The organism is Phycisphaerae bacterium (assembly GCA_035384605.1).
Lineage (GTDB): Bacteria > Planctomycetota > Phycisphaerae > UBA1845 > PWPN01 > JAUCQB01.
On the sequence record DAOOIV010000140.1, the window covers coordinates 1 to 12,133 of the forward strand.

Here is a 12,133-nt window from a genome sequence, read left to right on the forward strand (position 1 = left end):
ACTACATATTCAAACCGGCGAAATCTCTGCACTTTCAGAACGACGCTGGCACCCCTCAGGGACACGTCAAACGAAGCGAGCCGACCCGCTTTGCGAGCCGGCTCGCCTCACACTCTAACAACAAACCGTTCCGTCAATAGGGACCGTGACCATGGCCACCCGGCCCGCCGGACTTCTTCTTCTCTTCCTTGATCTCCACCACCGCCGCGTCCGTGGTCAACAGAAGCGCCGCAATCGATGCCGCGTTCTGCAACGCCACACGCTCGACCTTGCGCGGGACCAACACCCCCATCTTCACCATGTCGCCGTACTCGCCCGTCAGGGCGTTGTAGCCAAAGTTCTTGTCCTCGCTTTCCATGACCTTCTGGCAGACAATCGAACCGTCCAGACCCGCGTTCTCCGCAATCTGCCTGATCGGCGCCATCAGCGCCCGACGAACAATATCCACGCCCGTCCGCTGGTCCCCCTTGAGCTTCTTGGCCAGCTTGTCAAGAGCTCCCAGCGTTCGCAACGGGGCTACGCCGCCGCCCGGCAGAATGCCTTCCTCGACCGCCGCCCGGCAGGCGTGCATCGCGTCCTCCACCAGAGCCTTCTTCTCCTTCATCTCCGCCTCGGTGGCCGCCCCGACGTTGATCTGAGCCACGCCGCCGGCCAGCTTGGCAAGACGCTCCTCCAGCTTCTCGCGGTCGTAATCGCTTGTCGTGACCTCAATCTCGTTCTTGAGCTGCTGAATGCGACCGCTGATCGCGCTGCTCGAACCCGCACCCTCGATAATCGTGGTGTTGTCCTTGTCGATGGTGACCTTCTTGGCCTGCCCAAGATCCTTCAGATCAACCGATTCGAGCTTGATGCCCAGATCCTCAAAAAGCGCCTTGCCGCCGGTAAGAATCGCAATGTCCTCGAGCATCGCCTTGCGACGGTCGCCGAAACCCGGCGCCTTCACTGCGGCGCATTGCAGCGTGCCTCGCAGCTTGTTGACCACCAGCGTCGCCAGGGCCTCACCCTCCACCTCCTCGGCGATGACCAGCAGCGGCCGACCTGCGCGGGCAACCTTCTCAAGCAGCGGAATAAGATCCTTCACCGCCGAGATCTTCTTCTCATGAATCAGGATGTAGGGCTTCTCGAGAACCACCTCCATCGTTTCATAGTTGTTGACGAAATGCGGCGAGAGGTACCCCTTGTCAAACTGCATGCCCTCGACCAGCTCCACGGTCGTCTCAAGGGTCTTGCCCTCCTCAACCGTGATCACGCCGTCCTTGCCCACCTTCTCCATCGCCTTGGCGATCTGCTGGCCGATCTCCGCGTTCTGATTGGCCGCGCACGTGCCCACCTGGGCCACCTGCTCGCTGTTCTTGACGTCGGTGGCCATCTTGCCGAGTTCCTCGACCACCGCTTCCACCGCCTGCTCAATGCCGCGCTTCAGCTCCATCGCGTCGGCGCCGGCAGCGACATTCTTGAGCCCCTCGTCATAAATCGCCTCAGCGTAGATCGTCGCCGTGGTGGTGCCGTCGCCGGCAACCTGAGAGGTCTTGCTCGCAACCTCCTTGACCATCTGAGCACCCATGTTCTCATAGGCGTCTTCCAGCTCGATCTCCTTGGCAACGGTCACACCGTCCTTGGTGACCGTCGGAGAACCGAAAGACTTCTCCAGCACCACGTTCCGACCACAGGGACCAAGCGTGACCTTCACCGCCTTCGCCAATTGCTTCACGCCCCGGCGGATCGCCTCACGGGCTTCCATGTCATACGCAATTCTCTTGGCTGCCATGTATCGTTCACTCCTCAGAGTGTTATCAGATCCTCAAAATCACCCAGAACCCTTATCGCCGGTCGGCCGGCCCCACTCAGGACAGGACTGCCAGAATCTCGCTCTCCTCGATGATCAGAAACTCCTCGCCGTCGATCTTGATTTCCGTTCCGGCATAGCTGCTGAACAGTACCTCCTCCCCCTTATTGACCTGCATCTTGCTGCGCTCCCCGTTCTCCAGAAGCTTGCCGTCACCGACCGCCTGGACGATGCCTCGCTTGGGTTTCTCTTTGGCCGTATCCGGCAGAACGATTCCGCCCGCCGTCTTCGACTCGGCCTCCACGCGCTTGACCAAAACTTTGTCACCCAACGGACGCACTTTCAGCTTGGCCATTGCCAGCTCTCCTTTCAACAAACCAACTTCCCTAATCGTTTGTTCTCTCGCCGCGCCATTGCCGGAAAACCCGCACGCGCAGGCGTTCGGCGCATGTTTCAACACCCCCCCTGGAGCAAAGTCGATGCCAACCTCGGGCCCCAAAGGCCCAGTTGTCGCCATATCAGCCCTAACCTATTCTATGGAAACAACTTACGAGCAACCGAACGGATGAGAATCAGCCCCCCCACTGCCCAAGTGCCTGCCATAATCGGACTGGCTGAACGGTTGTCTGTCAGAATGGCACGCGAGCCAAACGGGCTGACGCAACATGTCGCGTCGCCTGTGGCCGGACCGCCCGCCTCCTGCTTTCACCGAGCCGGGACGGTCACTTCCAGCCACTGGGCAGGCGTAATCGCCCTCGCCCGAACCTCGCCGAGCCCTGCCGGTACCAGAACCACATCCCCAGGACGGCAATCCAGCCGTTCCTCACCTGAACCCCACTCAACCCGCCCCAGACCCTTTAACAGCACCCAGATGGCAAACGACTCCATCGGGGCATCCTGCGTAACCCCCTGGGCAATATCGAGCTTATCCATCACAAAACAAGGACATCCGACCAGCCGGGTCACCGTGGCCATGGTCGTACCCAGGTGCAGGTGTTGCTGCATGGGCGACGCCGGCGGTGAAGTGAAGTCGATGCAGCGCACCGCCTGCTCGAGATGCAATTCACGCGGCTTGCCGCTGGCTGGGTCCACTCTGCCCCAATCATAAGTTCGGTAGGTTATATCCGACGGCGTTTGAACCTCGGCCACCAGTACACCGGCCCCCAGTGCGTGTGGCGTCCCGCTCGGCAGATAATAGCAGTCGCCCTGCGAAACGCTGATCTTGCGAAGGACGCCTTCCACAAGGCCCGTCCGCATCGCTTCGACAAAAACATCCCGCGACACGCCCGGTTCGAGTCCATGGTAGATCACTCCGGCCGGGTCGGCGTCCAAAACATACCATGCCTCATGCTTGACTCGAACGTTCCCGCCAAGTTCGCGGGCCACTTGCTCCGTCGGATGAACCTGGATACTCAGATTCTCGCGGGCGTCCAGATACTTGATCAGCAGCGGAAATCGTCCCTCAAACAGATCCGCGTTCCCAAGTAGAGCACGCCCCCACCGCTTCACCAACTCCGTCAGCGTTCGCCCCTTGGCCGGACCATTACGCGCGCGCGACGCGTCCCCCTCAAGATCTACCAGCTCCCACGACTCCCCGATCGGCTCGCTCCCCACGGGCTCGCGGTTGAAATGGTCGAAAATACGACGGCCTCCCCACAACTTGGGCTTGTAGATCGGCTCGAAAAGCAACGGATAAGGCTCCATATAGCTCCCTCTCGACAAGTCGAGGTTAAAGAACCGGATTCTAGCGAGCCAAGCCCCGCGAGAGAAGTGCCGTTGAATCCCAAACACCGGAAGGTCCGCCTCGTTGGCGTTACCAGGCCCGACTGCGGTACAATCCCGCGTGGCGCCGGGAGCCTGCCTGTTGCCAGCGCCATGAGACCGGCAAGATGTAGCTCGACTATACTCGCCGAAATCCGATCGTACACTCCGGGAAACCGGCCCCGCCCTCGAGGGTTCGAATAGGCATGCAGACCGCGTAACGAAAGGACATACGATGAAACAAGCCACCTTCCACACCGAGTTCGGCACGATGACCGCCCGGTTCTTCCCCGACGTCGCCCCCAAGCACGTGGAGAATTTCCTCGCCCTGGCCGAGGAAGGGTTCTATGACAACCGAACCTTCCACCGCATTGTCGAAGGCTTCATGATCCAGGGCGGCTGCCCGCGAGGCGACGGCACGGGAAACGGGCCGCGCCGTTTGCGGGCCGAGTTCAACGACAAGCCCCACCAGCTCGGTACACTATCCATGGCGCGAACGAATGACCCCGACTCGGCCAGTTGTCAGTTCTTCATCTGCCTGGACCGATGCGAATTCCTCGATGGAAAGTACACCGTCTTCGGTGAACTCGCGGATGAATCGTCCATCCAGACACTCAAGAAGATCGGCGCGGTCAAGACCCGCGACCCCGGAACCGGTGAGAAATCGTTCCCCGTCAAACCCGTGTACATCCAGAAGATCACCGTGCAGGAAGTGCCAGATGCGTGAAGCAGCGGGGGCTGGAGACTGGGGTCTGGGGTCTGGGGTCTGGGGTCTGGGGGCCGGGGGCTTGGGGACTAGGGCGTTCGAGCCGCAAGCAGGTCGGAGCACATGGCCGCAAGGCTCATTGCTGGCCCCAGATTCGCTGGCCCCAGATTCGCTGGCCCCAGATTCGCTGGCCCCAGATTCCTATCTGGGGCCTTGTGCAGTGAGGATTCCCACCCTTATTCTCGCTGGCCCCAGATTCCTATCTGGGGCCTTGTGCAGTGAGGATTCCCACCCTTATTCTCGCCGAATGTGGATTGGATTCCGCCACAAGGTAGGGCAGGTCGAAGCCGACGCAGTCGGCGTAGACCTGCCGCTGAACCTGTGCCTGCAAGATCGCGAACGAAACGAACCCAATGAAAACACCCGAACGACACTCTGATACAACTCCCTCCCCAGACGAGGCTTCAATCGCCGACGGCCGGCCGATTGTCTGCATTTTCGGCAGCTACTCGCCAAAGCCCGGTGAGCCGCTGTACGAGCAGGCCTACGCGATCGGGCACGCTCTGGCCAAGGCGGGTTTCGTCGTCGCCAACGGCGGCTACGACGGCATCATGGAGGCCAGCGCCAAGGGGGCCAAGGACGCTGGAGGCTCAACCATTGGGGTAACCTGCGACATCTTCAGCGACTACCGCGGCCGGCCGCTCAAGGCCAACCGCTATATCGATCGGGAGATTTCGCACAAGACGGTTCTGGCCCGGATCGAACAGATGATCGAGATGTCGGCCGGGTACGTGATCCTCGAAGGCGGCACCGGGACGCTCAGCGAGTTCGGGATTGTCTGGGAATACGTCGCCAAGAAGCTGATCCGCCCCCGCCCGATCTTCATCGTCGGCGATTTCTGGAAACCGACGGTCGAGCGCGTCACCGCCGCCCGCCCCAGCCACGGCAAGCACGTCCACTGCGTCAGCACGCCCGAAGAGATCATCGCCATCGCCCGAGCGGCGATTCCGATCCCGCGAACAGGCAGTTGAGCCATGGGCTCCGGAGGAGCCCCGGGACGTAGCCAGGGGTGGAGCGAAGCGAAACCCCTGGGAGCCAGTCCTCCTCGGTAGCAATCCGCCCTCCGATGCGGGGCGGAGGAATCCGCAGCTCATGTCAGAGCGGCTTCTGCTCCTTCGGGGATCTCACTTCTCGCCGATTCTCTCGAGAGTCACACGAACAACGTCGTCGTCGAGGTACAGACCGGCGGCTCGCAGGTCGGCAAAAACCGAAGAAGCCAAAGGCACGAGACCGCGTTGCTTGGCTCGGACCACAACGCCAAGAGTACCGATGAGCGCCACGCCCAATGCGCGGGCAGCCGCGCGAGCAGTGGCATCGTCGAGTACCGCGATGGCCCGGAGATCGAGAGCGATCGCCAAGACGGCGGATTCTCCCGCACCCAGACCCCATTCTGTGACCGCGTCGGGAACCTGCGCAGGTGACCGGCGGGAAGCCCAGCCAGACAACACCGCCGCCCGGGCAGGGTCATCATCGGGCCCAGCAAGGATTTCCGCTGCCACCGCCTCCGGTAACAAGAGCGGGCTCGCAAGCTCCTCAAGCAATCGCAGTTGACCAATTCTGGCCAAAGCGATGACCGGCGAGGCGTTGACGACCCACGTCTCACTCACCCTCGGCCTCCCGCACAACCTCATCAGGCGCGTACTGGAACGGGGAGACACTCAGCCGGGACAGGGCATCGATGAACTGACGGCGAGGTAGACCGGCGATCTCCGCCGCGCGGCCCTGGGATACAAGGCCTAACTCATACCATTTGACCGCGGCAGCCAGGCGCATTTCCTCGGCAAAGCTCTTGGGGTCTTTCCGAAGGGCCGCCAGAACGCCTTCAGGCAACTCGATCATCATGCGGACCATCGCCGAGCCTCCATATCAACCTGTTCATTCTAGCAACCTTGTGGTCGGTCCGGAAGAGGGATATGAGGCTCTGCAAAGCCACGCGTATCGCGATGATGCCGATCGAAACTACCGACTCCGAACACATGAACAACGTACCTGCGCACGAAACATGTGAGCGGGCATACTCCGGAGGCGAGCCTGCTTTCTCCATGTCGAGCGTGGCCCCCGGCTTTTTGAGCTTCTTGTGCCTTTTCGCGGCTCTCTTCCGTCGGCTCAATCGAGTTGTTGGCCGCAAGAAGCTCAAAAGGCACATAAGCGACAAAGAAGATCCGCCGCACCGCCCTGCATCGGTGCACCTCCACATGACGATTGCTGCCCTTTGGGTTTGACGGATGCGCGGGTATACTACCTGTTCTCTTGGTCTGAACAGGTTGTGATTGTCTGGAAGGAATGAGTGATGGCAGCACCCACCGGGAATGTGATGGACAGAATTGTGGCCCTGTGCAAGCGGCGCGGGTTTATCTTTCAGAGCAGCGAAATCTACGGCGGCATCAACGGATTCTGGGACTACGGCCCTCTGGGCGTGGAGCTCAAGCGGAACATCAAGGAGGCCTGGTGGAAAGATATGGTCCAGGACCGCGAGGACATGGTCGGCCTCGACTGCTCGATCATCATGCACCCCCAGGTGTGGAAGGTGAGCGGCCACTACGATCTGTTCAGCGACATGATGGTGGACTGCAAGGCATGCAAGGCTCGTTTTCGGGCGGACCAGCTCAAAGAGATGCAGTGCCCGATGAAACCAAGCAAGCACCCGGGAGAGCACGACAAGTGCGAGTTGACCGAACCCCGCGAGTTCAACCTGATGCTTGAGACTTACCCCGGTCCGATCAAGGACGAGGCCAACCGGGCTTTCCTCCGCCCCGAGACCGCACAGGGCATCTTCGTCAACTTCAAAAACGTCTGCGACAGCACGCGGATCAAGATCCCCTTCGGAATCGCCCAGATCGGCAAGAGCTTCCGCAACGAGATCACCCCGCGCAACTTCACCTTCCGCTCGCGCGAGTTCGAGCAGATGGAAATCGAGTTCTTCTGCCACCCCAGCGAGTCGAACAAGTGGTACGAGTACTGGCGCGACGTGCGATTCAATTGGTACACCAGCCTTGGCCTGGCCGGCAACAAGCTGCGCCTGCGCGAGCACGGCAAGGAGGAACTGAGCCACTACAGTTGCGGCACCAGCGACATCGAGTACGCGTTCCCCTTCCTGGCCGAGGGCGATTTCGGCGAGCTGGAGGGCGTGGCCCACCGCGGCGACTTCGACCTCCGCAGCCACATGGAAGGCAAGCTGATCAACAAGGACGGCAAGCTGGTGCTCGATGTCGGTCCGGACGGCAAACCCAGGTGGAAAGGCAGCGGCAAGGACCTGAGCTACTACGACGACGAACGCAAGGAACGATTCATCCCGCACGTCATCGAACCGTCGGCCGGGGCCGATCGCGGCACGCTGGCCTTCATCTGCGAGGCATACACCGTCGATGAATCCCGCCCCAGCCCGGAACTGATGAAGTTCCACCCGCGACTGGCCCCCATCAAGGCCGCCATCTTCCCCCTGGTCAATAAGGACGGGCTGCCCGAGATCGCCGAGCCAATCTACCGCGAGGTCCGAAAACGCTGGCCCGCCCAGTACGACGCCAAGGCCTCCATCGGCAAGCGCTACGCCCGCATGGACGAGGCCGGAACCCCCTACTGCTTCACCATCGACGGCCAGACCAAGGAAGACGGCACCGTCACCGTCCGCGATCGCGACACCGGTGCCCAGCAGCGCATCAACAAGTCCCGCGTGACGGAATACCTGACAGAGAAACTCTCGCGATGATCCGATGATCTGCGGGAGCGTTCCAACGACTCCCACGTCCAATCCCCCTCCTCGCCCACACAGGGCAAGCTGTGCGGGATTACCCGAGCGCTTCACAAGCGAGCGCCGGGCTCGCGACGCGCCAGGCCACCATCGACCCAATGACCCTCGCCAAGAGGCAAACGCCTGACCGACCAGTCCATAGACACCCCAAGGCGCTTACCATGAAGCGCCCCCACGTGCCCGTTGCGCAGCCCAGACCCTCTGCAGGTCGCCTGCCGATTATCCGGACCCGTGCCTCGTAGCTGGTCAAGTACGTCTCGTGCTATGTCGATCATAAGAGAGACACGACCCTCTGCCGCTGGCGAAGCGTCGGCGGGCGTTGCCGTCGAATGGGGAACAGACCTCCGCCCGTCAAAGAGTGCCCACCACGCCGCCGGACAGGCCTGCCGCTGCAGGCGGCTGGAGACCGGGAGATGCACTCAGAATGAGTCAGACAACTGCTGAAGCCGCTGTCGAGGCCGACCCCGCCGAACTGGAACAACAGATCCGCGCCCGTGTCGAGTCGCTCTCCCACCTGCCAACCACCGTCGCGGTTGCCATGAAGCTCGTTGAGCTCCGCGACAACCCTGACGCCGAGCCGAGCGATTACGCGAAAGTCATCGGGGCGGACGCCTCGCTGAGCGCCAAGCTCCTGGCCCTCGCCAACTCCCCTTGGTTCGGCATCCGCAACAAAATCACCACCGTCCGAAACGCCATCAATCTGCTCGGCCTCGGAACCGTTCGCACCATGGCCATCAGCTACTGTATGGCAGGGTTGCACAACGAACTACGCTTGAGTCGCGATGAGTCAAGGCGCTTTTGGGAAACATGCCTCTGCAAGGCCGTGGCTGCCCGTTGTTGTGCACAGAAGCTGAACCCGGCTTTGGCCGAGGAAGCCTTTGTGGCCGGCTTGTTCGAGGACCTTGCCGTCCCGGTCATGTACTCGGTCGCCCGACAGCAGTACCTGGCGATCCTCGCCGACCCCGCCTGCGACGCTCAGGGACAATTGCAGCGTGAACATGATCTGTTCCATCTTGACCACACCGGGCTCGGCCGCATCCTGGCACAGAAACTCGAACTCCCGGAAGTCTTCGTGGACGCCATCGCGTTTCATCACGACCAGGAACGCCTCAAGGCATTCATGGCCGACATGGCGACCGCTCAGGCGATTCACATCGCGGCACTGTTCCCCCACGACCTGGACGCATGGAACAGTCGGGACGCAAATGAGTTGTGTGGCATCATTGACGAGACCGAAGGCTTGAACGAGATCGGGCCCGCCGCGTTCCTGCAGGAAGTCCAAAACGGCGTCGATGAGTACTACCGCTTCTTCGATGAGGGCGGACGACTCGATAAGCAACTCTCAGACTTGCTGATCCAGACTTCTAAAGAAGGAGCCGAGAACACCGAACATCTGGTCAAGACCGTTCACCGGCTCATGCAGGAAGCAGCCAACGTCGGGCTGCAAATGAACCAACTCATCGACCGCAATATCACGCTGATGGACAAGGCCAACCGCGATCAGTTGACCGACCTGCTCAATCGCGAGGGTTTCGCCGCCGCGGCCGAGCAAACCCTGGCCAAGGCATCTCGCTACGGCATGAGCTTCGCCGTCGCCTTCTTCGACGTCGACAAGTTCAAGACCTTCAACGACGCCTACGGGCACCACTTTGGCGACCGCGTGCTCAGGTCGATTGCACAATGTCTCACGACCTCAACCCGAGAACAGGACATCAAGGCCCGCATGGGGGGCGATGAGTTCATCCTGCTGATCCCCGATTGCAGCAAGGCCGAAGCTCAGGACACGGTCAAACGGCTGCTCGAACAGGTCGCCGCAGCAACGATCGGAAGACATACCGACCAGGCCCGCGCCACCCTCAGTGCCGGCCTTCTATACGTCACGCCCTCCCATACCCAGCATCCCTTGCAAAGCCTGATCGACGCAGCCGACAAACTCATGTACGAGTCAAAACAAGCCGGCGGTAACCGAGTCACCAGCCGCGTAATCTGACCCAGCACGAACCGCCAAACCGGAAACCAGCTACCCTGTGCAGGCCCCGCCACGCAGAAGAGCATTGATAACGTCGCTGTGCGCGAGATCCTCGCTCCAACCAAAGAACGTCTCGACCAGGAAGACGAAGTCCGCGTTTTCTGCCTCGTCTGTCCGTCCCCGTCAGACACGAGGACGCCGAATACCACCCTTCCGTCTCAACTCAAGCCCAAACAGGTAGATGTCGGGGACATGGATTCTCTTGTCCTCCGTCTCGCGAAGAATGCCGAGGCTAATGAGATACTGCACCAAGCGATCCTTGTCCTCGCCGAGGAAGTCGGGCAACTTCTGCCATGGCACCTTGCCAAGACATCGGCGGAACTCCCCACGTTCCATGGGTACCGTCTTCCCTTTCAGACTGGCGCCGATATCGTCAATCCAGTCATACTCCTCTCTGAGTTCCTGCAGCCGATCTTTTGATACCTCGGTCAGAGCACCGCTGATCTCCTCGGGAGCCAGCAAGTGCCCCGCGCCAGGCAAATCTTTGCGAAGCTGACGTGACGCCGAGAATTCGAACAGTTTGAGAAATGACCGCGGGGCAATGTTGCCGAGGGAATCCTGAAGATGGTTTAAGAACCAACGGTAAGTATCTCCACGGCGTTTGTCCGAGCCCATCCACTTGCCTACGAGAAGTTCCATGAAGCTGCGATGCTGCGACTCGGACGTCATCGGAATGAGACCCCAACGTTCACTCTTCCGAAAGTCTTCGCGACGGCTCAGCTTCCCTCGCACGAACACCAGCCAATCTTCCTGCTTAGCTCCATTGACGAGCCGCTTCAACACCAGTCTGTATAGGTTGTCGGCCGTCCATTGCAGAGTCACAGATAGGGGACGATACTTGGAACTGTCTGTGAAAGCGACTTCATCCGCCTCGAATATGTCGGTCCGCAAGAAAACCTTGCATCGTATGCTCGACCAGCGACGGAAGTTGTTCAGCCAGAAAGTCAGTAGCTGTCGAACCAAAGGGTAGACCCCGGACACCTGGGAAACAAGCCTGTCAAGATCATCGTAGACCAGGACCACATTGCGCGATTGGGCGCGGAGCAGATCATTGGCCCTATCCAGCGAGGAACTGATTCCACCAATGTCCTGGTTGACCAAGTCCATCCAACGGTTGGGATCTGGCAAGGAATCGCAAAGCACCTGATACACCGCCGGCGGGAGTGATTCCTTGATGGCAGCTTGGGTCAAAGGTTCAGTAGCCAACGCGCCTGCGAGCAAACCGAGCCAGAAAGACTGGAGTCTCTGGTCATCGTCCTGGCCGCGAGCGACGAAATCCTTCTGGAGCACCTCGGGACGCGGGAATGTGGTCCCATCTAGAGTGAAAGCCTTCACGTACTTGTCTGAACGCACTTGGGACGAACCCGACTGTCCTGGTAAGAGATCGCTCGGATCCTGAACTTGAGTTAGAGCCCGGAACAAGCGGGTCTTACCGGTGCCTCTGCCGCCGAGAACAAGAAGCGTGTCACGATCGAGAACCCGCCTGTGCTCCGGGATTGGCAAATGCGTCTTGAAGAAGTCCTCGCCTCCCGATACCTCATCAACACCGCTTCGGGCGAAGGTGCTAAGGTCCTCCAACAGGTGCCACTTAAGATTATCGTCAACTGTCTTCGCGGACATCGTCATTCCTGCCTTTGCTGGCCATTTCTTCTATCTTCGCCACAAACTCCACGTAGGGTGAATTCGTGATCAGCGGGACAACCTCCGTGAGCTTCTGGTAACCCATGAGGGCTTCGCTGTAAGGAATGCGGAACGGATAGTGCGGTTCATCCTCCCCCGCAATGTCCGGCACGTCACCTTCGTTATAGAAATGCTCCGTGAAGGCGTCGTAGGACTGTTGGAGAAACCTCGCCCTCGCGTCCTTGGCCCGATCGTCTGACCGATATGAATCCATCGCTTGAACCATGAGAAGCGGCCGAGGCGGACCATCGATGAGCCCCAGGCTGCGAATGATGCACCGCACGCCTTGCCAGCTCTGACTGGAATCGAGCCCAAGGAGCACCGCAGCGTGGGAAAGGCAATGAACCGCAAGACCACCGAGAT

11 protein-coding genes are annotated in these 12,133 nt (G+C 60.3%); 4 read left to right on the top strand and 7 right to left on the bottom strand.

The annotated features are described in order from the left end of the window. Positions 1–133: 133 nt before the first annotated feature. The 3 genes from groL to PLL20_19740 form a co-directional block, all read right to left on the bottom strand. Positions 134–1,768 carry a chaperonin GroEL gene (gene groL / locus PLL20_19730; protein ID HPD32231.1) on the bottom strand — a complete coding sequence of 545 codons (1,635 nt, stop codon included), beginning with the start codon at positions 1,766–1,768 and terminating at the stop codon, positions 134–136. A gap of 76 nt (positions 1,769–1,844) precedes the next feature. Beyond that, positions 1,845–2,141 carry a co-chaperone GroES gene (gene groES / locus PLL20_19735; GenBank protein ID HPD32232.1) on the bottom strand — a complete coding sequence of 99 codons (297 nt, stop codon included), beginning with the start codon at positions 2,139–2,141 and terminating at the stop codon, positions 1,845–1,847. Positions 2,142–2,491: 350 nt separating this feature from the next. Further along, positions 2,492–3,490, bottom strand: a complete 999-nt coding sequence (locus PLL20_19740; protein HPD32233.1) for a class I mannose-6-phosphate isomerase — start codon at positions 3,488–3,490, stop codon at positions 2,492–2,494. Between the two features lie 292 nt (positions 3,491–3,782). On the opposite strand from PLL20_19740, the gene PLL20_19745 reads away from it, so the two are divergent. Both PLL20_19745 and PLL20_19750 read left to right on the top strand, forming a co-directional pair. Next, positions 3,783–4,274: a peptidylprolyl isomerase gene (locus PLL20_19745; GenBank protein HPD32234.1), complete on the top strand. Its 492-nt coding sequence runs from the start codon at positions 3,783–3,785 to the stop codon at positions 4,272–4,274. Positions 4,275–4,666: 392 nt separating this feature from the next. Continuing rightward, the gene (locus PLL20_19750) at positions 4,667–5,284 is read left to right on the top strand and encodes an LOG family protein (GenBank protein HPD32235.1); all 618 of its coding nucleotides are present in this window, start codon (positions 4,667–4,669) and stop codon (positions 5,282–5,284) included. A gap of 153 nt (positions 5,285–5,437) precedes the next feature. On the opposite strand, the gene PLL20_19755 is transcribed toward PLL20_19750, so the two are convergent. Both PLL20_19755 and PLL20_19760 read right to left on the bottom strand, forming a co-directional pair. Continuing rightward, complete coding sequence (locus PLL20_19755) at positions 5,438–5,920, bottom strand: DUF3368 domain-containing protein (protein ID HPD32236.1); 483 nt, start codon at positions 5,918–5,920, stop codon at positions 5,438–5,440. Beyond that, positions 5,913–6,164, bottom strand: coding sequence for a UPF0175 family protein (locus tag PLL20_19760; protein HPD32237.1), 252 nt, complete (start codon positions 6,162–6,164; stop codon positions 5,913–5,915). Before PLL20_19760 ends, PLL20_19755 begins: the two co-directional genes overlap by 8 nt. A 463-nt stretch (positions 6,165–6,627) precedes the next feature. On the opposite strand from PLL20_19760, the gene PLL20_19765 reads away from it, so the two are divergent. Together PLL20_19765 and PLL20_19770 are read left to right on the top strand one after the other, a co-directional pair. Further along, a complete protein-coding gene (locus PLL20_19765) occupies positions 6,628–8,019 on the top strand; it encodes a glycine--tRNA ligase (GenBank protein HPD32238.1) in 1,392 nt (463 codons plus the stop codon). A 466-nt stretch (positions 8,020–8,485) separates the two neighbouring features. Next, the gene (locus tag PLL20_19770; protein ID HPD32239.1) at positions 8,486–10,051 is read left to right on the top strand and encodes a GGDEF domain-containing protein; all 1,566 of its coding nucleotides are present in this window, start codon (positions 8,486–8,488) and stop codon (positions 10,049–10,051) included. Between the two features lie 162 nt (positions 10,052–10,213). Here PLL20_19770 and PLL20_19775 read toward each other — a convergent pair whose 3' ends face one another. Both PLL20_19775 and PLL20_19780 read right to left on the bottom strand, forming a co-directional pair. Then, entirely contained in the window at positions 10,214–11,710 is a 1,497-nt protein-coding gene (locus tag PLL20_19775; protein HPD32240.1) for a hypothetical protein, read from the bottom strand. Continuing rightward, on the bottom strand, positions 11,691–12,133 hold a 443-nt coding region (locus tag PLL20_19780), incomplete at its 5' end, for a hypothetical protein (protein HPD32241.1). The genes PLL20_19780 and PLL20_19775, both read right to left, overlap by 20 nt.

Bases quoted from the DNA above. Each gene is read 5' to 3' on its own strand.
- PLL20_19750 (HPD32235.1), top strand. From the start codon at position 4,667: ATGAAAACACCCGAACGACACTCTGATACAACTCCCTCCCCAGACGAG.
- groL (HPD32231.1), bottom strand. From the start codon at position 1,768: ATGGCAGCCAAGAGAATTGCGTATGACATGGAAGCCCGTGAGGCGATC.
- PLL20_19770 (HPD32239.1), top strand. From the start codon at position 8,486: ATGAGTCAGACAACTGCTGAAGCCGCTGTCGAGGCCGACCCCGCCGAA.
- PLL20_19745 (HPD32234.1), top strand. From the start codon at position 3,783: ATGAAACAAGCCACCTTCCACACCGAGTTCGGCACGATGACCGCCCGG.
- PLL20_19760 (HPD32237.1), bottom strand. From the start codon at position 6,164: ATGGTCCGCATGATGATCGAGTTGCCTGAAGGCGTTCTGGCGGCCCTT.
- groES (HPD32232.1), bottom strand. From the start codon at position 2,141: ATGGCCAAGCTGAAAGTGCGTCCGTTGGGTGACAAAGTTTTGGTCAAG.
- PLL20_19740 (HPD32233.1), bottom strand. From the start codon at position 3,490: ATGGAGCCTTATCCGTTGCTTTTCGAGCCGATCTACAAGCCCAAGTTG.
- PLL20_19775 (HPD32240.1), bottom strand. From the start codon at position 11,710: ATGTCCGCGAAGACAGTTGACGATAATCTTAAGTGGCACCTGTTGGAG.
- PLL20_19765 (HPD32238.1), top strand. From the start codon at position 6,628: ATGGACAGAATTGTGGCCCTGTGCAAGCGGCGCGGGTTTATCTTTCAG.